This is a genomic window from Vibrio jasicida 090810c (genome assembly GCF_002887615.1).
Lineage (GTDB): Bacteria > Pseudomonadota > Gammaproteobacteria > Enterobacterales > Vibrionaceae > Vibrio > Vibrio jasicida.
Genome location: NZ_CP025792.1, coordinates 1,177,956 through 1,204,455, shown reverse-complemented (window position 1 = coordinate 1,204,455; position 26,500 = coordinate 1,177,956). Strand labels below are relative to the sequence as shown.

Sequence of the window (26,500 nt, the reverse complement as noted above, 5' to 3'; positions counted from 1 at the left end):
TGATCACTCTATGTTGGTAAAAGGTTCGCTACAGTGCATCTGTACCCAACAACTTACTAATGAGCTTATTGCTTACAAAATAAGCCACAACAAGGAGCGACTTATGTCTCAAGCTGTATTCCATTTAGGTGTTACTGAAGCGGATCTTAATGGTGCGACTCTAGCAATCATTCCAGGCGATCCTGCACGCGTACAAAAAATCGCAGAAGAAATGGAAAACCCAGTATTTCTAGCAAGTCACCGTGAATACACGCTATACCGTGCAGAGCTAGACGGTAAACCTGTTGTGGTTTGTTCTACAGGTATCGGTGGTCCATCTACGTCTATCGCAGTAGAAGAACTAGCTCAGCTTGGTGTTCGCACTTTCCTACGTGTTGGTACTACTGGTGCAATCCAGCCACACGTAAACGTAGGTGACATGATCGTTACGACAGGTTCTGTTCGTCTAGATGGCGCGAGCCTACACTTTGCTCCAATGGAGTTCCCAGCAGTAGCAGACTTTGAAATCGCAACAGCAATGAAAGCGGCTGTTGAAGAGTCTGGTGCAACCGTTCATATGGGTGTGACTGCTTCAAGTGACACTTTCTACCCTGGTCAAGAGCGTTACGACACGTTCTCTGGTCGTGTTGTTAAGCGTTTCCAAGGATCTATGCAAGAGTGGCAAGACATGGGCGTTCTGAACTTCGAAATGGAGTCAGCAACACTCCTAACCATGTGTGCAAGCTCTGGTTTGAAAGCAGGTTGTGTGGCGGGTGTTATCATCAACCGTACGCAAAAAGAGATTCCAGATCATGCAACGCTGAAAGAAACGGAAGCTCGCTCAATTAAAGTTGTAGTAGAAGCAGCGCGTAAGATGCTTTAAGCACAACGGTTAGTTGGCATTTAAACAAACGGGAAAAACCAGAGGTTTGCCTCTGGTTTTTTCTATCTATAGAATGGTATTTTGCGGGTGACACGCAATAAAAAAGCAGCGAGAACGCTGCTTTTTTATTTGAGTACAGATGATTAGATTTCGTCAGAACCACCGGCGGCTTCAAACCATGCACTTAGATGTGTTTTCAGATCTTTCAACTCATCAGGGCCAATAAGCGCCAACCCTAAGTCTTCAGCACGTGTGATATCGTTATGACGCAGTGGGCGGAAGCTAACTAACATTGCTCGCGCTTGCAGACCACCTAGAAGGTCGCGCAATGACTCCAATTTGTACAAGGTATCATCGCCATCATCACGCATGCCTTTAGTTTTACATTCGATGATGTGTAACTTGTTGTTCACCACAGTCGCAACATCAAGCTCGTTACGAACTTCGCTTTCACCGAGTTTGCGATAAACCTGGACGTTCAACGATCGGTCTTGAATAGTCGGCATTGTGTCTTGGATTTGCTTCACAGTGCTGTGAACTAACGTTTCTAACCATTCACCATTTGAGAAGCGACGAGCATCTTCATCGATAAAGGTGAGAACCCCATTTTCATAGGTTGCAATTTCTGCTTCCACCAAATCAGTCAGAAGCATATTCAATTCACGGTAGCCTTGCTGCTTCTCAGAAAGCTCTACATCTAACTTTTGTTCTTTACGACATGTCGTCGCAAGATAGTTAAGCGTCGCCAGTCCAGGACCAAGTTCTAGCGCATTGGAAGCCCAACGCTCACCCAGTTCATAAAGTTTTTGGTCTAGTTGAGGAGGCAGATCGACGTGGTGGAATTCACCGCGTGCACCGAAGATAGTCAGGTAATCAGAGATGGTGATGTGGTCTTCAACTTGCGTGTCTTCTTTACCATCAGGATACAGCCAGCAAAGTTTGTCGCTGTTTGGCTCAACGACAAAGATTGGCCAGCGGTACGTACGGAAAACTTCATACACAGAAAGCAGTCGGTGACGAAGGCCGCAACTTGCATTCAGTTTTACTTCTTCACCTCTATCATGGAGGTCTTTTGCCAATTTATGGATCGATTGCTTAATAAGAGAAGTGTTTACAACAGAAGGAATTTCAAAAAATTCAGAAGTAATTTCTCGCTGCTCCAACACGGCACTCAGTCGCTCGTACATATCAGATTGGCTTTTGTCGCCGATGAAGACGATATGTGTGCTAACAGTGCGATTATCCAAAAGAGGAGTGACCAATCTCACTGGGTCTTGGTCGATAATACCAACATGAACAGCCATAGATTTTCCTTCTTATTTGGCTTGCTCGAAAAGAGAAAAGAAAAGGGATGAGCAAGCCATATTAACCATATGTAGACAAGGCTCATAAAAAACAAGGGCGACTTCAATAAAAAGTCGCCCTTATACAGTTGGTTGCAAAAAATCTGTTAACTGTCGATGCTGCTCTTATAGTTTAAATCGATGAACTAACTCGTTTTGCTGATGAGCCAGTTGGGTTAACGATTCGCTGGTCTGAGCGATGCTCGACATCGCATGGTAGCTTTCATCTGCGATACTGTTGATGTCTTCAATATTGCGTGCAATGTCAGCTGACGTCTCGCTTTGCTCTGCTGCCGCCTGAGAAATATGCGTACTCATTTGGCTGATTTCGATAATAAGCGCTTGGATTTCTTCCATTGAGCTATTGGCTTTCGATGCTTGCTCTACTGACATTTCCATGTCACTCATGCAACTTTGGATGACTTGGTTAGCGGATTGCGAACTTGATTGTAGGTTACTGATCATTGCCTCAATCTCAGTTGTCGATTGTGTGGTCTTGGAGGCAAGCACACGAACTTCATCTGCGACGACCGCAAAACCACGACCTTGTTCACCGGCACGTGCAGCTTCAATTGCGGCATTTAGGGCAAGCAAGTTGGTCTGCTCGGCAATGTTACGAATCACATCCAGAATCGAGCCAATTTGACCACTCATCTTTTGCAGTTCAGAAACGGCAGACACCGATTCGTTCAAGCGTGTTTCAAGTTGGTTAATCGTCGAAATGTTGCTGTTCATGACATTTCGACCTTGGTCAGAGGCGGTTTCTACACGCTGAACCATTTCAAGTGAGCCTTGTGCACTTTGCGCTACTTCCTGCACCGAATGTGACATCTCTGTCATTGCGGTTGCGACGGTCGCGGTTTGCTCGCGCTGCGCATTCAATTTAGATTGCGCTTGAGAAGAAGTTTGTTCATTCGTTGATGCGGTAGTTGCAAGGTTATCTGAGGCATCATTTAATTTCACAAGAATGTTGTGCAGGCTGTCTGCCAACGTATTAATGTGACCACTTACGCGGCTGAACTCGTTGTTGTAACGGTTATCGATGCGCTGCGTCATGTCACCTTCGGTCAAGCTTTCTAATACCTTCAAGATACGAGTCAATGGTTCACGTACACTTTGTGCAATGTGATAGCCGATAGCCGTCGCAAACAGAACCACAATCACTGCGATCACAATAGCTTTGGTTACACCAGCAGAATAGATGTCACCTGCATCGGTCAGAGACTCATTCAATTTGTCTGTCGCTGTTGTTGTAAATTGCTCCAGAATCGACATGCTTGAATCAACTTTAGTCGCTAGATTTGCGATATTGTTGTACAGCGCAGAACGAGCAGATAAGTAGTTGTTGTGTTGGTCTAATACACCACCACGCATGCCTACGTCTCGAGTAAATTGATCCACTGAATCACCAAAGGCTTTTTTAAGCTCAGGTAACTGAGTAACTAATCCACGAAATGCGTAATTCAGGTGCGTAACCGCTTTACGGTTTTTCGCAACGGCTTGAGTCACAAACTCTGGGTTTGAGCTAGCCAATGCGTCCGATGTGATCACCTCTGCATCTTTTAGCTTAATGAAATAGCTTTTTGCCATCACTTTGACTGAGATGCTTGATTGATCGGCTACGTATTCTTTCAGACCAACGGAAAGTTCGGTGTTGAGCTTTTGGAAACGACGAGAAGACTTCTGCACTTCTTCTTGTGCCGCAAACATCGCTTCGTAGTTGTCCATTGCTTCCTTTGCTTCGGTAAAGTAGCTCTGCTCAAGTTCTTTAAGCTGAGAAAAAGGTTCTGCTAGGGAAGGGTAGATTTGGCTGGCCACTTCAAGTTGGCCTAATGTGCCTTCGAATCGTTGTTGAGATTTAGCAAACTCCTGACGCATTTCATCCATGCGCTGTTTATTCTCCGTGGTCAGGAAGTCTTTGAAAGATTTGTCCGCAGAAAGTAGCTCGACACTGGTTTGGTTGGATAGGGATACCAGTGGAAGTGATGATTTAGATACTGTCTCAAATTTGCCGTGAATATCATTCATGCCCCCCATCATAATGGCAATCGTGACCGCGAAAAGGACGATGATCAGCGCGAAGCCTGCATACATCCGTTTAATTACTGAACCTCGCATAAGTGAGCTTCCTCTCCCAAAAATAGACAACGTAAATAAGAATTGTCTTAAAAAAGTAACAAAATTCATCGGATTGTATTGAGTTTGCGACGCACGTTTTATGACGCACACGACAAAAAAAGCTTCAACGTCACGAGTTATATTGATAATGTTAAGTGAACACTGTTTTTTATTGAGCTCGCTTTTGGCTTAGCGCATACTAAATAGGTTACACACCTTATAAAATGGAGTACCCATGGCGGAAGAAACCATCTTTAGCAAAATTATTCGCAAAGAAATCCCAGCAGATGTCCTTTACCAGGATGATCTAGTGACGGCATTTCGCGACATTAATCCGCGTGCGCCAAGCCACATCCTTATCATTCCAAACAAGCTAATCCCAACCACAAATGATGTGGAAGCAGATGATGAAGCAATGATGGGACGCATGTTCACCGTAGCGAAAAAACTAGCGAAAGAAGAAGGCATTGCAGAAGACGGTTACCGTTTAATCGTAAACTGTAACTCACATGGCGGTCAGGAAGTCTATCATATTCATATGCACCTAGTGGGCGGTCGTCCTTTAGGTCCTATGGTATTGAGCTAATCTATTAGAAGTGGGTGAAGTGATTCATCCACTTCTTTATTCCTGACGAACAACACATTTGTGGAGATAAATGTGAAACATGGTGTGAAGCTATTCGGATTAATGAGCTGGGTCCTGCTTGCTACAGGATGTGCAAACTTGTCCGCTGGCAATCTCTTCAGTCATTACAGCGACCAAAATAAACAAGTCTATCAGGCAGTAGTTGCGGGTGAATATGCCAAAGCTGAGCAACTGCAATCGAGTGATGTAGGTGGCGATATACTTGGCAACTTTGAGCAAGGTCGAATCTCGTTTCTTGCCCAAGATTACCCAAAAAGCCTGAGTTCACTTGAAGACAGCGATCGTGCAGTGCGTAAACAACAAGATCGCGCAACCATTTCTGTAACGGAAACGGCGACCAGTGTTGGGTCTCTTGCCGTTAACGACAACCTAAACGAATACCAACCTGCCGACTATGAACTCGGCTTTTTGCATTTGTACCTCGGTCTGAACTACCTACAAAAGAATGACCTTGAAGGGGCATTGGTTGAAATGCGTCGTGCAAACCAAGTGCAAGAAGCGGCAAAGAAAGCACGTGAAAAGGAACTAAAGCAGGCAGAGAAGGATCTTAAGAAGCAAGGTATGTCAGCGAACCTAGGTAGCGTGTTAGCTAACTACCCAGACGCAGGCAAGAAGCTTAGCTCAGTGCAAAATGGCTACTTGTTCTACCTTTCTGGTTTGCTATATGAAGCGTCACGAGATTTGAACAGTGCCTACGTAGACTATCGTCGCGCGCTCGCTGTGATGCCAGATAATAAGCAAGTGATTGAAAGTACAATGTATGCCGCGAAAAAGCTCGGTATGCGTCAAGATCTTCTTATGCTGGAAAAACGTTACGGCAAAGCGCCTTCAGGACTGAGTAAGTCACAAGGTCGCGTGATCGTGATAGACGAGCAAGGCGTGGTGGAAGCGTTGCAAGGTTGGCGCATTGATTTGCCGATTTATGACAGCCGAGGCGACGGTGCGATTTATTCGCTTGCGCTGCCTTACTACCCGAAACGTGGAACACAGCGTTTTGGGGATGTTGCGCTAAATGGCAACAAGCTACCTTCAAGCACATTGGCCGATGTGAACGCGATGGCGCAAAACGATTTGCACGAACGTTTGACCACGATTGTGATTCGCCAAGCGATTCGTGTTTGGGCAAAAGACAGAATCCGAAAAGAAGCGGCAAAAGGCGATGATGTCGGCAACATTCTTTTCAATGTGTGGAATACATTAACCGAACAACCTGATACCAGAAGTTGGCAGACGCTACCTAGCACGGTGAAAACGGCTTCGAAAGTCGTGAAACCGGGGCTGCAGAGCTTAAACGTTGGCGATCAGGTGTATCAATTCGAAGTGCCAGCACAGCAAACAACGTTGGTTTGGGTTTCTCGACAGGGAACGCATTCAACGGTATGGCACAAACAATTAGGGAGATTGTAATGAAAGCATGGCTTATTGGCTTGGTAATGATCATCGGTTTAGCGGGGTGCGCTGATAATACTGCGGGTATCCGAATTGACGGCCAAACACAAAAAGTATTCTTCCACGATAACGTAATGGGCAGTCGTTTATTAGTCGATAATATTACGACGACTTACGTGGATGATCGTCCACGCGGTGTTGTACAACTAAGTAGCAACTACAAAGGTGACCAAGAAATCCTTTATCGTTTTTACTGGTATGACAATTCTGGGTTGGAAGTGAACACCAAGCCAGGCCCTTGGCGAAAAATGATCGTACGTGGATTTGAGCAAGTGACGCTGTCGGAAGTGACAGTGAATCCAAACGGTACCCAATTCCGTGTACAAATTCGCGAAGCACAAGATAACTAACCCACTTTTGGGTAAATAATTTTAGGCAGCTTGCTGCTTTTCCAAGGTGGAGACGCCTTGGGATGAAACACAAACTAAGGAACTCTCATGAAAAAAAGTATTATTGCTCTTTTAGGTCTTGCCGTCATTTTGGGTGGTTGTTCAAACAAAGTCTCTTACGGTGATGCGCAAGCGACTGAAACTACAACCATCGATTTCGGCTCGACGGATCTACAAAAAATTGCTGGCGAAATGGTAGACAGCATGATGATGTCAGGTTCAGTGGCAGCAATTACTCGTGACCAACGTCCTATCGTATTTGTTGAGCGCATTAAGAACAAAACAAGTGAGCACATCGATACGGAGTCTATCACCGACACTATCTCTACTAAGATGTTGAACTCAGGTAAGTTCCGTTTCGTGGATATGGATCGTGTTGAGTCAGTTCGTGAGCAACTAAACTTCCAAAATACGGATGAGCTAGTGAACCAAAGTACGGCAATTCAGTTCGGTAAAATGGTCGGTGCGCAATACATGCTTTACGGTAACCTTTCTAGCATCGTAAAAGATGCGGGTAGCGACAAAGACGTATATTACAAAATGACGATGCGTCTGATGGATCTAGAAACTGGTCTGATCGAATGGGCGGATGAAACTGAAATCCGTAAAGAGCAATCGAAGAGCCTTTTTGGTCTTTAATTGATTCTATTTGGTCCTACGACCTTGAGTGGAGAAGTCATTAATGGCGTGGTTTTCTTGGCAACAAGCGAAACAATTAGACCCAAGTCTTAATACCCTTGATAGCTTCTTTGCTTCTCCACCAGTGAAGGTACAAACCGTCACTGGTGGGTTAACCAATCGCTGTTGGCGGTTGGAATCCTCAGAAGGCCTTGCTTACGTCTGGCGCCCGACCAGCAACGTGTGTAAGGCCTTTGCTATATCTCGTCATAACGAATATCAAGTGCTTAACGCGATTGCGCCTCTCAACCTAGGACCAAAGCCTGTCTTTGTGCATGAGCAAGGTTTGTTAGTGGAATGGGTGCCGGGTGAAACGCTGACGAAGCCAGGTATTGATATTGAAGAGCTATTGCCGATTGCTGCTAGGATTCATGAATATCCTGCAAAGGCGGTTCCTTTAGTACCGTTCTCGTATCTTTCGCGTATCGACCATTATTGGTTGGAACTGGCTGGCCAGTACGTCGGTACTGAGTTCGAAGCGCTTTATCAAAAGTGGCGTTCTGAGCCAAGTGTGGCACAAGTCCCTGCAGCACTGTGCCATTTTGATCTTGGGTGTTACAACTTAGTTCGTGGCGAAGAGGGCGTGAAAGTGATCGATTGGGAGTATGCTGGCGTGGCGGACCCAAGACTCGACTTGACGTTGATTCTGCAACTCGCCGACGTGCCTATTGAACAAGGTGTAGAACAGTATTGCCAAACTCGTGGCATTGAAGACGTCGCTTTATGGTTGGAAGGCGTGCGAGCGTGGATGCCAAGAACTCGAATGATGGCGATGCTTTGGTATTTATTGGCCTACAAATTATGGGATGATGAACAATACTTGAGCAGTGCATACGAGTTTAAAGACTTATTATGTATGGAAGATCACTGTTTTGAGAACTGATGGCTTTTTCCTCTTTAACCATAAGGAAATAGTGGTAGTTTAAAGTGAAAGTACCAGCAAGTCACAGGGAGAGGTACACATGATTATTTACTTGCACGGCTTTGATAGTACAAGCCCAGGTAACCACGAAAAAGTTCTGCAACTGCAATTCATCGATGATGACATTCGTTTCATCAACTACAGTACACTTCATCCAAAACACGATATGCAGCACCTGCTGAAAGAAGTGTCTAAGGTGATTGACCAATCTGACGATTCGAACCCATTAATCTGTGGTGTTGGTTTAGGTGCTTATTGGTCAGAGCGTATCGGTTTTCTCTGCGGCATTAAGCAAGTGATGTTCAACCCGAACTTGCATCCTGAGAAGACAATGGCAGGACGTATTGATCGTCCAGAAGAGTACGAAGACATTGCGACCAAGTGTGTTGAGGAGTTTCGTGCTAAGAACAAAGCGCGTTGTTTAGTGATTTTGTCGAAAGAAGATGAGATTCACGACAATGGAAAAACGGCGTCGGAATTAGAGAAACATTACGACATCATTTGGGATGAAACCCAAACGCATAAATTCAAGAAGATCTCTCACCACTTGCAGGCGATGAAGGCATTCAAGAACGCGTAACTTGCATAAAAACGAACAAACTGACTATGTTTAAACAGCACTTTTCGAAGTGCTGTTTTTGTTTTTGCAAGACGTAACTTGATAGCAATAATTCTGTAGATATTTACATTTTGTAGCGATTTATTATCTTGATTTATCGTTTTAACCTTTTGTGGCACGAAAACGATACCGTTAAACAGTTGAAAATTAGCCAATCCGTATTCCTAGCAAGGATTTTTGTTGCCATCAAAAGATTGCCCTATATAATGAACTTGGTAAAAATAATTTGATAAATATCAAAAAAAATTGAGAGCGAGTAAGAAACTTGCCCATTTTTTGTCTGAGATCGTATCTTTCAGACAAACGAGCAATGCCACATCAGCAAGTTAATCAAACACGCACATTAAAGATGGCATTGGATTTATCCAAAAAGTGAGCTCACCTCTAGAGACCAAAGAATTCATCGGTTGGATGCTTTACCACAGTAAGACTGTGAGTCAGAGCTTCGAGCTGAACCCATATATTCATTTTTGTAGAGGATAACATTGTGACACGCATTATCGTTGTAGGCGGCGGTGCTGGTGGCCTTGAATTGGCAACCAAGCTAGGTCGAACTCTTGGTCGTAAGAACCGTGCGCAAATTACGCTGGTAGACCGTAAAGCGAGCCACTTGTGGAAACCGCTGTTGCATGAAGTAGCAACTGGTTCATTGGATGAAGGTGTGGACGCATTGAGTTACCGTGCTCACGCGAAAAACCACAGTTTTGACTTCCAAATGGGCAGCCTTCAAGACATCGACCGTGAACGTAAAGTGATCATTCTTAGTGAGCTTAAAGACGAACATGGCGAGCTTCTTATGCCAAGTCGCGAACTAGAGTACGACATTCTAGTGATGGCGATTGGCTCTACGTCTAATGACTTCAACACTCCCGGTGTTCGTGAAAATTGTATCTTCCTAGATAGTCCAGAACAGGCGCACCGTTTCCGTTCTGGCATGAACAATGAGTTCCTAAAACTGCACGCGAAAAATGGTAACGGTACCGTGGATATTGCGATTGTTGGTGCGGGTGCAACGGGTGTGGAGCTGTCAGCAGAACTGCACAACGCAGTGAAAGAGCTGCGTACTTACGGCTTTGGTGACTTAGACTCGAGCAAACTAAACGTGAACCTAGTGGAAGCAGGTGAACGTATTCTTCCGGCATTGCCACCGCGTATTTCTTCTGCGGCGCACCAAGAGCTGGTTAAACTCGGTGTTAACGTGCGTACTGCTACTATGGTAACGCAAGCGGATAAAGACGGTTTAACCACTAAAGACGGCGAGAAAATTCCTGCGCAAATCATGGTGTGGGCAGCGGGTATTAAGGCCCCTGACTTTATCAAAGACATTGCCGGCCTAGAAACAAACCGTATCAACCAACTTGTGGTTAAAGGTACGCTTCAAACCACTCGTGACGATGACATCTTTGTTATTGGTGATTTGGCGCAATGTACTCAACCTGATGGTTCATTCGTACCGCCACGCGCTCAAGCAGCACACCAAATGGCAAGCCAAGCGTTCAGCAACATCGTCGCTAAGCTTAACGGTCGCGAACTGAAAGACTACGTTTACAAAGACCATGGTTCTTTGGTTTCGCTAAGCCGCTTCTCTACAGTTGGTAGCTTGATGGGGAACTTAACCAAAGGCTCTATGATGGTTGAAGGTCGTATCGCGCGTGTTGTATACATCTCGCTATACCGTATGCACCAAATGGCGTTGCATGGCGTAATTAAGACTGGCTTGATGATGCTGGTTGGCCGTATTAACCGCGTACTTCGTCCAAACTTGAAGCTACACTAATTTGATGACTTGGCTTTCTATTGGTGACTTGATAGAAAGACAAACAATCAAAACGAAAAGCCACCGTCTGTCGGTGGCTTTTTTGTTGTCTTAAAATCGAACACTTTCATTCGATTAATTACAAATCAGTGGGTAACAACGAATACACAACGCCATCTTTTGGTTTACCGTGGAAGATAAAACGATTTCTAGCGATGGCTTCTTTCTTCGCTCCGACTGATTCGATTAATGTTTGACTGGCAATGTTGTCTGGATCGCAGACGATCTCTACTCGCGTTAGGCTAAGCTTGGCGAAACAAAATTCAGCCAGTGCTCGAATTGCTTCTTGTGCATAGCCTTTTCGTTGGTATCTATCTGCAACCCAGTAGCCAATACTCGCCATGTTGAATGTATGGTAAAGCTCGTTTACAGCAGCCATTCCAAGTAAATTGTTGTATTCACGATCATAAATACCAAATCCAAACGCTTCCGTTTTTACCCAATTTAAGCGAGTGGCAAGAAGGAAGTCCTGCGCGTCTTTGAGGGTGACGTTTTCGTCACACCAATCTAACCATTGATGTAGGGAAGGGGATTCAACTAACAAGCGTTGTAGTGAGTGGGCTTGTTCTGAGGGAATAAGCTTGAGTGCCAAGCGTGGGGTGATGATTTCAAAATCTGGACTCATGAACAGATACGACTTCCTTGTTTGGCGCTAGATAAAACAAAGCGCAGTCAGTGCTGCGCTTTTATGTTTATGTTGCTCTTATCGAACGCGACGAACTTGAATGATCATTCCCATCAATGGGTTGTCTAAGTAGTGAGTTTCACTACTGCGCATACGGCGCTTCTGATCCATGCGGAAGCTCTTCAAGAACTTCTCTTCAGTGATGGTTGGTGAAACTTCTGCCAAGTTGCCTACTTGAACGTTGCCGTCCACTTCACCTAACTCATTCGTCATTTGCTCAGAAGGCTGAGACTCGATACGAACTTCACGTACAGCGGGCTCACGTAAATCTATGGTGGTCTCAGCGAACAAGTAGTGCTGAACGTAGATTTGAAGTTTGCCGTCTAACTCGTAGAGCGGACCGTTAACGGTTTCTTCACTGTAACCATCGGTTGAAAGTGATTGTGCATTGCCATTGATTTGGCTGCCGTCAGCGTTGTAAGAGCCTGAGAAATCACGTCCACCCACGATATGGAAGATCGGCGCGCTTGCCTTGCCGCGGTCGCCTTGACGCCAGGCTACGTGTTTAAGCACTTTGAAGCCGGCGTGATTGTTCAATGCTGATTCTTGTGCATTCAAACGGAAAGAAGAACGTGGTAGCAAAGTGACGCCTTTAGAACGGCGGTAAGACTCACTGTCTAAGCTGCCTACGTTGCTCATTTCGATTTTTGGCAGCTCATTTGGCCATGATTCACTGGTACTTTCAGCGTTAACTGCTCGCTTGAAAATAATTACTTCAATATCAAATTGACGCGCAGCCCAAGTAGGCATTGAGACACAAAGAAGCAATAATGGGATCAGTATTCTCATTCGACTATTAGCTCGTTGGTAATAAATTCTGTTTAAAATCATTCAGTAAGTCTTGAACAAACTGAATGCGTTTTCGTCGGTCCGTTAATGGTACGCTAAACTTGAACTTAGTTGGACCTTCCATTGCAAATTTTTGCGGCTGTGATTGCAGGAGTTTAACCAAATACGCTGGGTTTATGTCAGCATCAGGGTAAAACTCGATGAATCCGCCCTTATCATGTGCCTCAATTTTCTTCGCTTTGAGACTTCCTGCCCCAATTTTCAGTTCTGAGACAGAGAGAAGGTTTTTGGTTGCATCTGGCAATAAGCCAAAGCGATCAATCAGTTCTACCTTCAATTCCGACAAGCCTTCGTTGTCGCTGACGCTTGCAATACGTTTGTACATTGATAGGCGTGTATTCACGTCAGGGATGTAGTCATCCGGTAACAAGGCTGGAATACGCATTTCAATTTCCGTTTGCTCACGAAGCAAGTCATCCAACGATGGTTCTTTACCTTCTTTCAATGCTTCAACCGCTTGTTCAAGCATCTCCATATACAGTGTAAAGCCAACCGATTGAATTTGACCACTTTGTTCGTCACCTAATAGCTCACCTGCGCCACGAATCTCAAGATCGTGCGTCGCAAGAGTGAAACCTGCGCCCAGATCTTCTAACGAAGCAATAGCATCAAGACGTTTGATGGCGTCTTTGGTGATGGCTTTCGGATGTGGTGTCAATAAGTAAGCATAAGCTTGGTGGTGCGAACGACCTACACGACCACGTAATTGGTGAAGCTGCGCAAGACCAAGGTTATCGGCACGATCCATGATAATGGTGTTTGCCGTCGGAACATCGATACCTGTTTCAATAATAGTGGTACAAACGAGTAAGTTGAAACGCTGGTGGTAGAAGTCGTTCATGATGCGTTCTAGTTCGCGTTCACGCATTTGACCGTGAGCAACCGTCACACGAGCTTCTGGGATCAGCTTTTGCAAGTCTTCAGCGGTTTTCTCGATGGTTTCGACTTGGTTATGCAGGAAGTACACTTGACCACCGCGCATAATTTCTCGCAATGCGGCTTCACGAACGACCGAATCTTCATGCTGGCGCACAAACGTCTTGATCGCTAAACGACGCGCTGGTGGCGTTGCGATGATCGATAAATCACGCATACCACTCATCGCCATATTCAGCGTACGAGGGATTGGCGTTGCCGTCAGCGTTAGGATGTCGACATCGGCACGCATTGCTTTTACTTTCTCTTTCTGGCGTACACCAAAACGGTGTTCTTCGTCGACGATCAACAAGCCAAGATCTTTGAATTTAATGTCGCTTGAAAGCAGCTTATGGGTACCAACAACGATGTCCACTTTACCGTCCGCGACGTCTTGAAGGATCACTTTCTGCTCTTTCGCTGATTTAAAGCGCGAAAGGACCTCTACACGAATTGGTAAGTTAGCAAAACGATCACGGAAGTTTTCAAAGTGCTGCTGAGCGAGCAGGGTAGTCGGCACCAATACGGCCACCTGCTTGCTGTTGTCTGTTGCCACGAAGGCTGCTCGCATTGCAACTTCGGTTTTACCAAAGCCAACGTCACCACATACGAGTCGGTCCATCGCTTTTGCTTGGCACATGTCCGAAAGTACCGCATTGATGGCGGTGGATTGGTCGTCCGTTTCTTCAAATGGGAATGTCGCTTTGAATGTGGCGTATTGGCCACGATCCAACTCGAATTTGTACCCCGGTTTTAGCTCGCGTTTTGCGTAAACATCCAGAAGTTCTGCTGCGACGTCACGTACTTTTTCTGCCGCTTTACGACGTGCTTTTGCCCACGCTTCACCGCCGAGTTTATGCAGTGGTGCACTCTCTTCTGCACCGCCAGAATAACGGCTGATTAAGTTCAGGGAAGAAACCGGAACGTAAAGTTTGGCATCGTTTTGATACTCAAGGGTAACGTATTCCGTTTTCATACCACCGGCTTCAAGCGTTTGCAGGCCGATGTAGCGTCCGATACCGTGGTCAATGTGTACGACAGGTTGCCCCGGTTTTAGCTCGGCAAGGTGGCGAATGACGGTGTCACTATTGACGGTTTTTTTGTCTTTGCGACGGCGTTGGATAACGCGATCGCCGAGTAGGTCGCTTTCACAAATTAGTGCAAAGTTCAGCTCATCATGGATAAAGCCATGTTCTGCAGCGCCAAGTATCAGGCTGAATCGGTCATTTGAATCTAGTGCTTGGTATATTGAGCCATGAACCACGGGACGTACTTTGATGCCTTGCAACAGTTCTGTCAGCGCTTCACGACGGCCTTCGGATTCGACAGAAAAGACGATTTTTCCCGTAAATTGTTCGCTAAATTGGCGAAGGCGAGACAATGGCTCTTTGTTTTGTTGCTGGACACCAAGCTCTGCCAAAGACTGTACCGCGAGGTTCTGACGACCAGCACGTTTAACAATTTTCTCTAGGCTTAATAGGGCCTGAGGCAATTGTTTGATGTGCTTAAATAGTTCGTCTTTCTTTAGCCACAGTTCATGAGGGGCCAATAGCGGACGGAGTGGGTCGATTTTCTTTTGATCGTAACGGTAGTCAACGTCATTTAAGAAAGTATCGACCGCTGCTTCGATGTCTCCATAAATGATCAGTTGCGAATCTTCTGGTAAGTAATCGAACAGAGTCTCTGTGTGATCGAAGAACAATGGTTGCCAATATTCGATACCGGCAGGCCATGTTCCTTTAGTGACCTGCATATAAATCGATTCAGGCTCTCGGCGTGCTTCAAACTGTGTACGCCAACGGGTACGGAAGTCTTCGATTGCTACCTTGGTCGTTGGAAATTCGTGCGCAGGCAGTAATTGGATCTGCTGGATGTCTTCGATCGAACGTTGGTTCTCTGGGTCGAAAGTTCGTATCGTGTCGATCTCATCATCGAAGAAATCAATACGATAAGGGTCGGAGCTGCCCATAGGGAACAAATCTAAGATCGAACCGCGACTGGCGTATTCACCCGGTCCAAACACTTGATCGACGTGACGGTATCCCGAGTTTTCTAGCTGAGCACGTAGCTTTTCGAGTGAGAACTGGTCGCCCGTCTTAACCATCAAAGTGTGTTGCAGCAAAAAGTCTCTCGGAGACTGACGTTGCAAGATTGTGCTGACTGGTACGATCGTCACACCATTACGTTGATGAGGCAACTGGTATAAACGTGCAATTCGGTCTGAGATAATTTCTTGGTGCGGTGAAAAATTATCGTATGGCAAGGTTTCCCAATCCGGGAACAGGCTCACGGTTTGGTCTGTAAACTGCTCAATTTCAGCTTGTAGTTTTAGCGCGATTTGTGGATCGGGCACCACAAGAACTGAATGGCTTGAGTGTTGTTTTGCCAGTTCTGCAATGGCCATTGGTAATGACGCGCCAGGTAAATTCCCTAGCTGTTTTTTATCGCCACGTTCAGACGGATTAGTGACGGAAAGAATCGTTGCTTTTGTCATGGTCGTTATTTGTTATCTCGCTCTAGTGAACGCTGACGCAGTAGTTTTTGTTGTTGGTACAAAGCGGCTTTGATCAATAAATCTTGGTCGGCTTCTCTGAGCAATTTATACCTCAGAGTGGTGATGAAACCACGGTCACAAGGCTCGCATGCCACTACCTGAGCGTAGCAGTAAATGGCTGCGGCAGGGTGATCTAAGAACAGTTTTACTCGCACTAATTGTTGAGTCTCAATTTCAGTTTCTGAGCGATAGCTGAGCTGGCTTGCTCCAAACTGAGTGGTTTGAAAGCGCAGTGTTGCATCGTCTTGTTGAGAGAGCATAAAACTAAGTAAAAGGTTGAGCTTTGAATTCTGTGTATCCAACAGGCTGATGACGTGTTTCAGCTCTTTAGTTTGTAGTTCAAGGCGTGCATTATCTGCCAGCATATCTAAATGGCTAAATTCGCTTGCGACAATAAAAGGCGTTGGAATTTCCGAGACAAAGGTTTCCTCATCAGGCAGAACGAAGTCCGCTCCTAATGTTTCGACATTAAGAGTGAGGTTGTGGTGTACGGTGAAGTATTCTTGCTCTGTCATTAATCGGTCCTTTTCTGCCAACGAGCACTCTCATTTCATTGAAGAAAGAGAGGGATAGGGCACTGATTATCGCTAACTGAAATAAGTTATCAAGTTTCCATGTTTTGTCTGGGTGAACTTTCTCGCTTAAAAATGGACTTATTGCATGTCGTTGACAAATTTAGCGATTATCTTGTCTTCTTCATTGTAAGAGTAAGGTAAGATAACTCTTATTATTTAGCACTATTAGAAAACCAGTTGGTTTGTCCTATATGTATCATCCTATCTCTTTGTTTATTGGCTTGAGATATCTTCGGGGTCGTTCCGGAGATAGGTTCAGTCGATTCGTGTCTTATATGTCGACTGCAGGCATTACGATCGGTGTGATGGCGCTTGTGACCGTACTCTCTGTCATGAATGGTTTTGAAGCGCAACTAAAAGAGCGCATTTTAGGTGTGTTGCCTCACGCCGTAATTTCACAACATGATGGCAAAACGCCAATGACAGCGACGGCGCCTGAATTTATCCAGAAGATGTCTATGACGGCAAAGCCTGAACCGATCGTTCGTGGAGAAGCGGTTATTCAAAGTTCTGCACAATTGACCGCGGGCTACTTGATTGGGATTGAACCAAAACAAGGCGACCCTATTTCAAACCATTTAATCGCAGGTCGATTGTCTTCTTTAAAAGCGGGTGAGTATAAGGTCTTCTTAGGACACAGCTTGGCGCGATCGTTAAAAGTCTCAATGGGCGATAAAGTGCGTTTAATGGTAACGAATGCATCACAATTTACTCCGTTAGGACGTATTCCTAGTCAGCGTAACTTTACCGTTGCGGGGTTGTTTAATACTGGCTCGGACGTTGATGGACAATTGATGATTGTGAACATGACGGATGCTGCAAAGTTGATGCGCTTACCTAAAGAGACGGTCTCTGGTTGGCGTGTCTTTTTCTCCGACCCGTTTATGGTGACTGAGTTTGCAGATAAACCTATGCCTGAAGGTTGGCAGTGGAGTGACTGGCGTGCACAACGTGGTGAACTTTTCCAAGCGGTTAAAATGGAAAAGAACATGATGGGCTTGATGCTCGGTTTAATAGTCGGTGTTGCCGCGTTTAACATCATTTCTGCTTTGATCATGGTGGTGATGGAGAAGCAATCTGAAGTCGCAATTCTCAAAACCCAAGGGATGAAGCAATCTCAGGTGATGACTATTTTTATGGTTCAAGGTGCTAGCAGTGGCGTAATTGGCGCGATTGTTGGTGGAGTGGTAGGCGTGGCTTTGTCGCTTAACCTCAATGCGATTCTGGAAGCGGCTGGTGTGGCGCTATTTAGCTTTGGTGGCCACCTGCCAATTGTTATCGATTCATTCCAAATTTTATTAGTGGTAGTGCTGGCGATTGCTCTGAGTCTTGCTGCAACTGTATATCCATCTTATCGAGCATCTTCTGTTAAACCTGCTGAGGCACTTCGCTATGAATAAGCTATTAGAATGTCGTGATATTCGTAAAGTCTACCGAGAGGGATCGTTAGATACAGAAGTGTTGAAAGGCGTGAGCTTTGATATTGATAAAGGTGAGTTAGTGTCAATTGTTGGCTCATCGGGCTCAGGGAAAAGTACTTTACTGCACATCCTTGGTGCGTTGGACGACGCATCACAAGGTGAGGTCGACTTTCTTGGCCAAGACCTATCTGCATTGAGTTCAAATAAACAAGCCGCGTTGCGTAACAAACACCTTGGTTTTGTGTATCAATTCCATCATTTGTTGGCGGATTTTACGGCAGTAGAGAATGTGGCTATGCCCCTGCTGATCGGTGGAACGAAAGTATCGCAAGCAAAAGAAGCTGCTCAATCTCTACTCGAAAAGGTGGGGTTAGGTCATCGCATGGATCATCGTCCGTCCGAACTTTCTGGTGGTGAGCGTCAGCGCGTAGCCATTGCACGAGCTTTGGTGAACAAGCCTGATCTGGTATTGGCGGATGAGCCAACGGGTAACTTAGACCACAACACTGCTCTGGCGATTTACGATTTGATGCGTGAATTAAACCAAGAGTCGAACATTGCCTTTTTAGTTGTTACTCATGATAACGAGTTAGCCGCGAAAATGGATCGCCAAATGCATATGCAAGATGGCTTGCTGGTGGATCGCTTTATCACTGAAACAGCGGTTGCGGAGGGCTAATTTTGTTTTCATCTCTAGCACTGATGATCGGGGGCCGATTCAGTCGCGCTAAAAAGCGTAACAAAATGGTGTCGTTCATTTCGCTTTCTTCCACGATTGGTATTGCGGTTGGCGTTGCGGTTATCATTATTGGCCTTTCAGCAATGAATGGTTTTGAACGTGAGCTGCAATCGCGCGTGTTATCAGTTATTCCGCATGGTGAGTTAGAAGGGGTCAATGGACCACTGCACAACTACACCAAAACTATGAATCAGGCATTGAGTCATGAACATGTTGTCGCGGCGGCGCCTTATGTTCGCTTTACTGGTTTGGCGGAAAAAGGCAGCAAGCTTAAAGCCGTTGAAGTACGAGGTGTCGATCCGGCTTTTGAGCAGGCCGTATCAAGCATGTCTGATTTTATTGATCCCCAAGCATGGCAGAATTTTTATGCTGGTCAGCAGCAAGTCATTCTGGGGCGTGGAGTTGCCAACGAATTAAATGTTGAGGTTGGTGACTACGTTACGTTAATGATTCCGCAAACGGGAAGCACCAGCAAAGTTCAAGCACCAAAACGTGTGCGAGTCAAAGTCTCAGGTTTTTTAACGCTTAACGGCCAGATCGATCATTCACTCGCTCTGGTTCCATTAAAAGATGCACAGGCGTATGCACGTTTAGGCGATGGTGTTACAGGGATTTCATTGAAGACAGATGATGTACTTAATGCACCTTCGATCGTGCGTGAAGTCGGTAGTCTGATTGATGTGTATGTCTACCTCAAGAGCTGGCAACAACAATTTGGTTTCTTGTATCGCGACATTCAACTGGTTCGCACCATTATGTACTTGGTGATGGTTCTGGTGATTGGTGTAGCAAGCTTCAACATCGTTTCTACATTGATGATGGCCGTAAAAGATCGCGCTGCAGAAATTGCGATATTACGCACCATGGGCGCAAAAGATGGGCTAATTAAACGTATCTTTGTATGGCAAGGTGTGTTCTCGGGCGTATTCGGAAGTATTGCAGGCAGTATTGTTGGTGTGTTTGTCGCGCTAAACTTAACCCCCATCATTAAAGCGTTAGAGAGTTTAATCGGACATCAGTTCTTATCGGGGGACATCTACTTTGTTGACTTCTTACCTTCCCAGTTGCATTGGCCTGATGTGGCTTTGGTTTCGGGAACGGCAATCATGTTGAGCTTGTTAGCAACTTGGTACCCTGCTTCTCGCGCAGCGAAGCTCAATCCTGCTGCGGTATTGAGTTCCAAGTAATCGAAAGAAAGACTTTAGCCGACGCTCTCAAGCGGCAGGCACAAAAAAGGACCGAATCTCGGTCCTTTCTTTTATCTATGTTCAGCTTATCTCTGTCATGGCTCGGTAGACTTCATACTTGAGTTACAGCGCCTTTCATGTCGAACGTTAACTGTTCTCCATTCGATGCTCTACAACCTGCTAATTGAAGAATAAGTACTTATCTTATCTTACGTTTTTGCCAGCTTCTCACGACTGAGTAACGCCAAAGCCCCCGAATACCAAAATAGCCAATGATAGCTGATACAACGCCGCATATTGCGCAGCCTAGTAGGAACGGTGGTCCAATAGTGTTCATTTGTTGCATGATGAATTCCCACGACAACTCAAAATGGAATGGCTGTGGAGGAACGTGCATAACCAAAGCGCCAAGTTTGTACGCAAAGTAGAACAGAACTGGCATCGTGATAGGGTTGCTGATCCATACCAATGCAACAGAAAGCGGTAAGTTAACGCCAAGCATGATGGCGAGACCTGCGGCCATGATCATCTGACTCGGAAGCGGAACAAACGCCATAAATAAGCCAACAGCAAAAGCACCAGATGCAGAGCGACGGTTTAAACACCACAAGTTTGGGTTGTATAACACGTTGCCGAAGACCTTTAGTGCTTTTTGGCGTTTGATCATTTCATGATCTGGCATGAAGCGTTTTATCAGCTTTCTAGGCATAGGACGACATGACTCTCTTAGAAAAAAGTTGGACCTTGGCATTATTTGTCGCGAGCGTTATTTCGTCAGCATGGTGGCCGACGATGCCAGATTGGCGATGGTTGCTGCTGGGAATAATTGCCATTGGCTCAATAATCAAATTACGTCGAGGCTTAATTAGCATAGGCGTAATTTCGGGCTGTATGGTTGTTATTGTCCACGGCAATGTTATGGAACATCAAAGACAAGCCCTGTTTCAAGCAGGGGTGAATATTACCATAATTGGTAAAGTTGACAGCCCTTTTACGCAAATAAGTCACGGATATGAAGGAATTGCGGTGGTTCGCGGGGTGAATTCTCAAAACCTGTTACCTTTTCTTAAACCGAAAATCCGTCTGATAACCCCTTTCCCACTGCCTGTTAACAGTGACTTTACTACTCAAGTTTCACTTAAACCCATTCTAGGGTTGAGAAATGAAGCGGGTTTTGATTCTGAGCAACAAGCCATTGGACAGGGAATTGTTGCAAGGGCAGCGTCGCCACGTAATGCCAAGTGGCAGATTCGTTCTTCTTACTCTGTTCGTCAGCAAATCATTCAGTCGGTTTCTGGAAGCATCTCGCGCCTCAAACATTATCCACTCATCAATGCGCTCGCCTTTAGTGACCGCTCACTTTTAACGTATCAAGATTGGCAGCTGCTACGGGATAGTGGGTTATTGCACCTTGTCTCTATTTCCGGTTTGCATATTGGGATGGCATTCAGTTTTGGTATTTTCGCCGGGGTTGCGCTTCGGTATATTTTTTTCAATCTCCAGCTGTTACCACCTTTCATTGGGATTATCACTGCGTTTTTGTACGCTTGGCTTGCAGATTTTTCTTTGCCGACAATAAGAGCTTTTTCTGTCTGTGTTATTTATGTGTCATTAAAGTTTTGGCTGGTGTATTGGAGCACTTGGCGTGTATTGCTGTTAGCAGTCGCTATTCAGCTTTGCATTGAACCTTTTGCTTCTCTTAGTCTGAGTTTTTGGTTGTCGTATCTCTCTGTTGTTGCGGTACTGCTTGCGGTGAATGCCGTTCAGAGCCACAAGGGGGATTGGAAGGGCAAGTTGATCTTGTTGTTGAAAGTACAGTTAGTACTTACTTTGTTGATCGTGCCGATCAGTGGGTATTTCTTCTCTGGCACCAGTCTAACCTCAATTATTTATAACCTAGTATTTATACCTTGGTTTGGGATGATTGTGGTTCCTCTGATGTTTCTTGCACTCATGTTTTCGCTTTGCTCTTATTTCATTTCGGCGTGGTTTTGGCAAGGCATGGACTGGGCGCTATGGCCATTGAGTTGGTCTTTACCCTTTGCCACAGGGAGTTGGCAGTTTCTCAGTTTAAAAGCAACGCTTCTTGTCGGTGTGGCAAGTGTTTGTCTTTCACTTGGTCGCTTTTTTCGGGCGAACGGACTGCTTTTATTACTTTTGGTCACGATTTGTGTGGTGTTCTTTCATGATTCCACTAGAGACCGATGGCGAGTGGATGTTCTCGATGTCGGGCATGGGCTTGCAGTATTAATCGAAAAAGGCGGCAAGGTATTGCTTTATGACACAGGGAAAGGATGGGGGAGCGGTAGCATTGCTGAGCAGGTTATCACCCCGACTTTGCATCGTCGAGGTTACGATTCCATCGATGGGTTCATCATTAGCCATGCGGACTCTGACCATGCAGGAGGTCGTCAATACATCGAAAGTGCTTTCAATCCGACCAATAAGTTCAGCAGCCAGAATTATACTGACTACAAAGCGTGCGTTGCAGGGGAGTACTGGTCATGGCAATCCTTGAATATGGAAGTGTTGTGGCCACCGAAGTTGGTTCAGCGTGCCTACAATCCCCACTCTTGTGTGATTAGGGTAGTCGACTCTCAATCTGGTTTCCGTCTGCTGCTGACGGGAGATATTGAAGCCATAAGTGAATGGATACTCATGCGTGAGCCTGAGAAACTAGAAAGTGATGTGATGTTGGTTCCTCACCATGGCAGCAAGAGTTCTTCGAACCCCAAATTTGTTCAAGCCGTTTCCCCCAAATTAGCCATTGCTTCTCTCGCAAAAAGTAATCAATGGGGGATGCCTGCTGAAAATGTTGTATCAGCTTATGAAGAGAGCAAGGCGCTTTGGTTAGACACAGGCAGTGATGGTCAAGTATCGGTGTTTATTGAGCAAGACAATTGGCACTTCGAAGTTAAACGAAGTGAGACATTTGACCCTTGGTATAGGCAGATGCTGCGTAAGGGAGTAGAATAAGAGTCTTAATGTAAGAAAATAAAGCACTTCTATGTCGATAAATACTGATGAAACGACCTGGCAGACGTTTAAGCGTCTATGGCAATTTATTCGCCTTTATAAGGCCGGTTTGATCGTTGCTGTCATTGCATTAGTCGTTAATGCTGTTTCAGATACCTACATGATTTCCCTGCTTAAACCACTTCTTGATGAAGGTTTTGGCAATGCAGAGTCAGACTTTCTACGCACACTCCCATTAATTGTTTTTGCCATGATGTTTATTCGTGGTGTGAGTGGGTTTGTCTCGACCTATTGTTTGAGCTGGGTTTCCGGCAACGTCGTGATGCAAATTCGACGAATGGTGTTCAACCACTTTATGCATATGCCTGTTTCTTATTTTGATAAAGAAAAAACAGGCAACTTATTGTCACGTATCACTTACGACTCAGAGCAAGTATCTGCTGCAACTAGCCAAGCATTGGTCAGTATCGTTCGTGAAGGTGCAAGTATCATTGGCTTGTTGGTTTTGATGTTCTACAACAGCTGGCAATTGTCTTTGGTACTGTTTGCTGTTGCTCCTGTTGTTGCTTGGGGTATTGGTATCGTTTCTAAACGATTCAGAAAAATTTCAAAGAACATGCAAACCATGATGGGTCATGTGACGGCTTCCGCGGAGCAAATGCTGAAAGGTCATAAAGTCGTACTGAGTTATGGTGGTCAAGACATCGAAGGCAAACGCTTCGAGAAAGTCAGCAATCAGATGCGCCAGCAAAGCATGAAGCTAGTGACAGCTCAAGCAGCTGCGAACCCGATCATTCAAATGATTGCATCTATCGCGATTGTTGTTGTGCTTTACCTTGCTAGTATCGACTCAATTAAAGACCAGTTGACTCCGGGTACATTTACGGTTGTATTCTCTGCGATGTTTGGTTTGATGCGTCCATTGAAAGCTCTGACGAATGTTACGTCACAGTTCCAACGCGGTATGGCGGCAAGCCAAACCTTGTTTGCACTGGTCGATCTAGAACCAGAAAAGAACGAAGGTAAATTCAAAGTAGAGCGTGCGCAAGGCGATGTAACTGTCAAAGATGTCAGCTTTACTTATGAAGGTGCAGAAAAACCAGCACTTGAGAATGTCAGTTTTGACATTCCAAAAGGTAAGACGGTTGCTCTCGTTGGGCGCTCAGGTTCAGGAAAGAGTACCATTGCTAATTTGTTCAACCGTTTCTATGACGTAAGCAGTGGTTCAATTACGCTTGATGGTCATGACATTCGTGATTATGAGCTTAAGAATCTTCGTGAGCAGTTTGCGCTTGTTTCGCAAAACGTACATTTGTTCAACGACACGATTGCAAACAACATTGCTTACGCGACAGAAGAACAATACTCACGTGAAGACATTGAGCGTGCAGCTAAACTGGCTCATGCGATGGAGTTCATTGGTAAAATGGACGGTGGCTTAGACGCGATGATTGGCGAAAATGGTGCGAGTTTGTCAGGTGGCCAGCGTCAGCGTGTCGCAATTGCACGTGCACTTCTACGTGATGCACCTGTGCTGGTACTTGATGAGGCAACGTCAGCTCTGGATACGGAATCGGAACGTGCTATTCAATCGGCGCTGGATGAACTGCAAAAAGACAAGACGGTACTGGTGATTGCTCACCGTTTGTCGACCATCGAAAACGCTGATGAAATCCTTGTAGTCGATGAAGGCGCTATCGTTGAGCGTGGTAGTCATGCTGATTTGATCGCTAAAGATGGCGCTTATGCCCAGCTTCATCGAATTCAATTTGGTGCCTAAGCGCTGTGATTGAAAAGATCTGGTTCGAAAACCATCCGCTTAAATACTTGCTATGGCCGCTTTTGTGGCCATTAAGCGTGCTGTTTGGTGCGATAAGCCAATCGAAACGCCGTCAATACCAAGTCGGCAAGAAAGAAGCCTACAAAGCACGCGTGCCTGTTGTGGTCGTTGGTAACATTACCGCTGGTGGCAATGGTAAAACGCCAGTGGTAGTGTGGCTGGTGGAGCAATTGCAACTACTGGGTTATAAACCCGGAGTGGTATCGCGTGGTTATGGCGCAAAAGCACCTCAGTATCCGCTTGTTCTTGATGATAATACACCAGCGAAACACTGTGGTGATGAGCCTAAGCTAATTCATCGTCGTACTGGTGCGCCAGTAGCCGTAGACCCGATTCGTGCTAATGCGGTGAAAGCATTGCTTGAAAATGGCGTTGACATCATTATTACTGACGATGGCCTCCAGCATTACGCTTTAGAGCGAGATATCGAGTTCGTTATCGTTGATGGTTATCGCCGCTTTGGCAATGAAAGCCTTATTCCACTTGGCCCACTACGTGAAGGGGTAGAGCGTCTTGCTGAAGTCGACTTTATCATCACTAATGGTGGTCAAGCTCAGCATGGCGAAATGCCAATGTCTTTAGCGCCATCAAAGGCGATCAATTTGAAGACGAAGCAGCACGTGGATGTTAGTGAGTTGAAAGACTTAGTCGCATTTGCTGGTATTGGGCATCCACCTCGTTTTTTTAATACACTTAACGCAATGAATGCGGATGTCAAAGTCACGAAAGGGTTTGCCGATCATCAGGACTTTGACCAAAAAGAATTAGATGCATTGGCTCAACAAGGAGCGAATGTGATTATGACAGAAAAAGATGCCGTTAAATGCGACCGCTATGCGCAAGACAATTGGTGGTATCTTCCTGTTTCTGCTCAGTTTGAACAACATGATGCAGAACGAATTTTAAATCGAATAAAAGAGGTTAAAGCGACTTATGGATCACCGTCTGCTTGAGATTGTAGCTTGCCCTGTGTGCAAAGGTAAGCTGACGTACGATAAAGATAATCAAGAGTTGATCTGCAAATTAGATCGCCTTGCTTACCCAATCAAAGAGGGTATTCCTGTTCTCCTTGAACCAGAAGCAAGAACCATGAGCATGGACGAGGGACGCTAATGTCTTTTACGGTTGTCATTCCTGCGCGTTACGCGTCAAGCCGCTTACCGGGTAAGCCGTTGGCAGACATTGGTGGTAAACCAATGATCCAATGGGTTTATGAGCAAGCGTTACAAGCGGGCGCTGAAGACGTGATTATTGCGACTGACGATGAGCGCGTGTCGGCGGCTGCAGAGCAGTTTGGTGGCAAGGTTTGTATGACCTCGCCAAACCATGAATCTGGCACTGAGCGACTAGCAGAAGTGGTAGAAAAAATGGCGATTCCTGCAGACCACATTGTGGTTAATGTTCAGGGTGATGAACCATTGATTCCGCCGTCTATTATTCGCCAAGTGGCTGATAACCTAGCAGGTTGCGATGCGCCAATGGCAACGCTTGCGGTTGAAATCGAATCGGAAGAAGAAGTCTTTAACCCAAATGCGGTAAAAGTAGTAGCGGACGAGCGTGGTTACGCTATGTACTTTAGTCGTGCGACGATCCCTTGGGATCGTGACAACTTTGCCAAGCAAGACAAAACTATCGTAAATCCATTAATGCGTCACATCGGCATCTACGCTTACCGTGCTGGTTTCATCAACACTTATGTGAATTGGCAACCAAGTGCACTTGAGCAAATCGAGTGCCTGGAGCAACTTCGTGTGCTTTGGTACGGTGAAAAGATTCATGTTGCGGTTGCAAAAGAAGCGCCAGCAGCAGGTGTGGATACGCAAGCCGACCTTGAAGCGGTAAGAACAATTATTGCAAAGCAAGCTTAGTACACCGCACTGACTGATTTAGATAGATAAAGGCTCCTAAGTTAGGAGC

23 protein-coding genes are annotated in these 26,500 nt (G+C 45.5%); 16 read left to right on the top strand and 7 right to left on the bottom strand.

Annotation, left to right across the window (positions count from 1 at the left end):
- Positions 1–103 precede the first annotated feature (103 nt).
- Entirely contained in the window at positions 104–862 is a 759-nt protein-coding gene (udp, locus tag C1S73_RS05625; RefSeq protein WP_038866646.1) for a uridine phosphorylase, read from the top strand.
- A 143-nt stretch (positions 863–1,005) separates the two neighbouring features.
- Here the strand turns inward: udp and C1S73_RS05620 are convergent, their stop codons facing one another.
- Positions 1,006–2,166 (bottom strand): DUF1887 family protein, encoded by a 1,161-nt coding sequence (locus C1S73_RS05620; RefSeq protein WP_038866647.1) that lies wholly within the window; start codon positions 2,164–2,166, stop codon positions 1,006–1,008.
- Positions 2,167–2,331: 165 nt separating this feature from the next.
- Positions 2,332–4,323 (bottom strand): methyl-accepting chemotaxis protein, encoded by a 1,992-nt coding sequence (locus C1S73_RS05615; RefSeq protein ID WP_038866648.1) that lies wholly within the window; start codon positions 4,321–4,323, stop codon positions 2,332–2,334.
- A 235-nt stretch (positions 4,324–4,558) separates the two neighbouring features.
- On the opposite strand from C1S73_RS05615, the gene hinT reads away from it, so the two are divergent.
- The 7 genes from hinT (at position 4,559) to C1S73_RS05580 (ending at position 10,803) form a co-directional block, all read left to right on the top strand.
- Positions 4,559–4,909, top strand: a complete 351-nt coding sequence (hinT, locus tag C1S73_RS05610) for a purine nucleoside phosphoramidase (RefSeq protein ID WP_038866649.1) — start codon at positions 4,559–4,561, stop codon at positions 4,907–4,909.
- Between the two features lie 72 nt (positions 4,910–4,981).
- Positions 4,982–6,376, top strand: a complete 1,395-nt coding sequence (locus tag C1S73_RS05605) for a COG3014 family protein (RefSeq protein WP_038866650.1) — start codon at positions 4,982–4,984, stop codon at positions 6,374–6,376.
- On the top strand, positions 6,376–6,768 hold the full coding sequence (locus C1S73_RS05600) for a YcfL family putative periplasmic lipoprotein (RefSeq protein WP_038866655.1): 393 nt from the start codon (positions 6,376–6,378) through the stop codon (positions 6,766–6,768). Before C1S73_RS05605 ends, C1S73_RS05600 begins: the two co-directional genes overlap by 1 nt.
- An 87-nt stretch (positions 6,769–6,855) precedes the next feature.
- On the top strand, positions 6,856–7,446 hold the full coding sequence (gene lpoB, locus C1S73_RS05595; RefSeq protein WP_038866656.1) for a penicillin-binding protein activator LpoB: 591 nt from the start codon (positions 6,856–6,858) through the stop codon (positions 7,444–7,446).
- A 43-nt stretch (positions 7,447–7,489) separates the two neighbouring features.
- Positions 7,490–8,368, top strand: coding sequence for a thiamine kinase (gene thiK / locus C1S73_RS05590; protein ID WP_038866662.1), 879 nt, complete (start codon positions 7,490–7,492; stop codon positions 8,366–8,368).
- A gap of 79 nt (positions 8,369–8,447) precedes the next feature.
- Complete coding sequence (gene ycfP / locus C1S73_RS05585; protein WP_038866663.1) at positions 8,448–8,987, top strand: alpha/beta hydrolase YcfP; 540 nt, start codon at positions 8,448–8,450, stop codon at positions 8,985–8,987.
- Positions 8,988–9,513: 526 nt separating this feature from the next.
- Entirely contained in the window at positions 9,514–10,803 is a 1,290-nt protein-coding gene (locus C1S73_RS05580; RefSeq protein ID WP_038866664.1) for an NAD(P)/FAD-dependent oxidoreductase, read from the top strand.
- A gap of 118 nt (positions 10,804–10,921) precedes the next feature.
- Here the strand turns inward: C1S73_RS05580 and C1S73_RS05575 are convergent, their stop codons facing one another.
- The 4 genes from C1S73_RS05575 to C1S73_RS05560 all read right to left on the bottom strand — a co-directional run bounded on the left by C1S73_RS05575 (position 10,922) and on the right by C1S73_RS05560 (position 16,360).
- On the bottom strand, positions 10,922–11,467 hold the full coding sequence (locus C1S73_RS05575) for a GNAT family N-acetyltransferase (RefSeq protein ID WP_038866666.1): 546 nt from the start codon (positions 11,465–11,467) through the stop codon (positions 10,922–10,924).
- Positions 11,468–11,545: 78 nt separating this feature from the next.
- Positions 11,546–12,316, bottom strand: a complete 771-nt coding sequence (locus C1S73_RS05570; protein ID WP_042602659.1) for a peptidoglycan binding protein CsiV — start codon at positions 12,314–12,316, stop codon at positions 11,546–11,548.
- A 7-nt stretch (positions 12,317–12,323) separates the two neighbouring features.
- A complete protein-coding gene (gene mfd, locus C1S73_RS05565) occupies positions 12,324–15,785 on the bottom strand; it encodes a transcription-repair coupling factor (protein WP_038866669.1) in 3,462 nt (1,153 codons plus the stop codon).
- A 5-nt stretch (positions 15,786–15,790) separates the two neighbouring features.
- A complete protein-coding gene (locus tag C1S73_RS05560) occupies positions 15,791–16,360 on the bottom strand; it encodes a PilZ domain-containing protein (protein ID WP_038866671.1) in 570 nt (189 codons plus the stop codon).
- Between the two features lie 251 nt (positions 16,361–16,611).
- On the opposite strand from C1S73_RS05560, the gene lolC reads away from it, so the two are divergent.
- From lolC to lolE, 3 genes are read left to right on the top strand one after another with little or no spacing between them, the layout of a single operon-like run.
- Positions 16,612–17,820 (top strand): lipoprotein-releasing ABC transporter permease subunit LolC, encoded by a 1,209-nt coding sequence (gene lolC, locus C1S73_RS05555; protein WP_038866672.1) that lies wholly within the window; start codon positions 16,612–16,614, stop codon positions 17,818–17,820.
- Entirely contained in the window at positions 17,813–18,520 is a 708-nt protein-coding gene (gene lolD, locus C1S73_RS05550) for a lipoprotein-releasing ABC transporter ATP-binding protein LolD (protein ID WP_038866673.1), read from the top strand. Before lolC ends, lolD begins: the two co-directional genes overlap by 8 nt.
- A 2-nt stretch (positions 18,521–18,522) precedes the next feature.
- Positions 18,523–19,767, top strand: coding sequence for a lipoprotein-releasing ABC transporter permease subunit LolE (gene lolE / locus C1S73_RS05545; protein WP_038866676.1), 1,245 nt, complete (start codon positions 18,523–18,525; stop codon positions 19,765–19,767).
- Positions 19,768–19,966: 199 nt separating this feature from the next.
- Here lolE and C1S73_RS05540 read toward each other — a convergent pair whose 3' ends face one another.
- Positions 19,967–20,476 (bottom strand): DUF2062 domain-containing protein, encoded by a 510-nt coding sequence (locus C1S73_RS05540; RefSeq protein ID WP_005431694.1) that lies wholly within the window; start codon positions 20,474–20,476, stop codon positions 19,967–19,969.
- 8 nt (positions 20,477–20,484) lie between these two features.
- Between C1S73_RS05540 and C1S73_RS05535 the strand changes: the two genes are divergently transcribed.
- From C1S73_RS05535 to kdsB, 5 genes are read left to right on the top strand one after another with little or no spacing between them, the layout of a single operon-like run.
- Positions 20,485–22,743, top strand: a complete 2,259-nt coding sequence (locus C1S73_RS05535) for a DNA internalization-related competence protein ComEC/Rec2 (RefSeq protein ID WP_038866679.1) — start codon at positions 20,485–20,487, stop codon at positions 22,741–22,743.
- Positions 22,744–22,774: 31 nt separating this feature from the next.
- Positions 22,775–24,523: a lipid A ABC transporter ATP-binding protein/permease MsbA gene (gene msbA / locus C1S73_RS05530; RefSeq protein WP_038866683.1), complete on the top strand. Its 1,749-nt coding sequence runs from the start codon at positions 22,775–22,777 to the stop codon at positions 24,521–24,523.
- Positions 24,524–24,528: 5 nt separating this feature from the next.
- Positions 24,529–25,536 carry a tetraacyldisaccharide 4'-kinase gene (lpxK, locus tag C1S73_RS05525; protein ID WP_038866684.1) on the top strand — a complete coding sequence of 336 codons (1,008 nt, stop codon included), beginning with the start codon at positions 24,529–24,531 and terminating at the stop codon, positions 25,534–25,536.
- Positions 25,517–25,696 carry a Trm112 family protein gene (locus C1S73_RS05520; RefSeq protein WP_005378451.1) on the top strand — a complete coding sequence of 60 codons (180 nt, stop codon included), beginning with the start codon at positions 25,517–25,519 and terminating at the stop codon, positions 25,694–25,696. The genes lpxK and C1S73_RS05520 overlap by 20 nt, the downstream gene beginning before the upstream one ends.
- A complete protein-coding gene (gene kdsB / locus C1S73_RS05515; RefSeq protein ID WP_038866685.1) occupies positions 25,696–26,451 on the top strand; it encodes a 3-deoxy-manno-octulosonate cytidylyltransferase in 756 nt (251 codons plus the stop codon). Before C1S73_RS05520 ends, kdsB begins: the two co-directional genes overlap by 1 nt.
- The last annotated feature ends 49 nt before the right edge of the window (positions 26,452–26,500 follow it).

Coding starts and splice junctions, on each gene's coding strand:
- udp (WP_038866646.1), top strand. CDS start 104: ATGTCTCAAGCTGTATTCCATTTAGGTGTTACTGAAGCGGATCTTAAT.
- C1S73_RS05620 (WP_038866647.1), bottom strand. CDS start 2,166: ATGGCTGTTCATGTTGGTATTATCGACCAAGACCCAGTGAGATTGGTC.
- C1S73_RS05615 (WP_038866648.1), bottom strand. CDS start 4,323: ATGCGAGGTTCAGTAATTAAACGGATGTATGCAGGCTTCGCGCTGATC.
- hinT (WP_038866649.1), top strand. CDS start 4,559: ATGGCGGAAGAAACCATCTTTAGCAAAATTATTCGCAAAGAAATCCCA.
- C1S73_RS05600 (WP_038866655.1), top strand. CDS start 6,376: ATGAAAGCATGGCTTATTGGCTTGGTAATGATCATCGGTTTAGCGGGG.
- lpoB (WP_038866656.1), top strand. CDS start 6,856: ATGAAAAAAAGTATTATTGCTCTTTTAGGTCTTGCCGTCATTTTGGGT.
- thiK (WP_038866662.1), top strand. CDS start 7,490: ATGGCGTGGTTTTCTTGGCAACAAGCGAAACAATTAGACCCAAGTCTT.
- ycfP (WP_038866663.1), top strand. CDS start 8,448: ATGATTATTTACTTGCACGGCTTTGATAGTACAAGCCCAGGTAACCAC.
- C1S73_RS05575 (WP_038866666.1), bottom strand. CDS start 11,467: ATGAGTCCAGATTTTGAAATCATCACCCCACGCTTGGCACTCAAGCTT.
- C1S73_RS05570 (WP_042602659.1), bottom strand. CDS start 12,316: ATGAGAATACTGATCCCATTATTGCTTCTTTGTGTCTCAATGCCTACT.
- mfd (WP_038866669.1), bottom strand. CDS start 15,785: ATGACAAAAGCAACGATTCTTTCCGTCACTAATCCGTCTGAACGTGGC.
- C1S73_RS05560 (WP_038866671.1), bottom strand. CDS start 16,360: ATGACAGAGCAAGAATACTTCACCGTACACCACAACCTCACTCTTAAT.
- lolC (WP_038866672.1), top strand. CDS start 16,612: ATGTATCATCCTATCTCTTTGTTTATTGGCTTGAGATATCTTCGGGGT.
- lolD (WP_038866673.1), top strand. CDS start 17,813: ATGAATAAGCTATTAGAATGTCGTGATATTCGTAAAGTCTACCGAGAG.
- C1S73_RS05540 (WP_005431694.1), bottom strand. CDS start 20,476: ATGCCTAGAAAGCTGATAAAACGCTTCATGCCAGATCATGAAATGATC.
- C1S73_RS05535 (WP_038866679.1), top strand. CDS start 20,485: ATGACTCTCTTAGAAAAAAGTTGGACCTTGGCATTATTTGTCGCGAGC.
- msbA (WP_038866683.1), top strand. CDS start 22,775: ATGTCGATAAATACTGATGAAACGACCTGGCAGACGTTTAAGCGTCTA.
- C1S73_RS05520 (WP_005378451.1), top strand. CDS start 25,517: ATGGATCACCGTCTGCTTGAGATTGTAGCTTGCCCTGTGTGCAAAGGT.
- kdsB (WP_038866685.1), top strand. CDS start 25,696: ATGTCTTTTACGGTTGTCATTCCTGCGCGTTACGCGTCAAGCCGCTTA.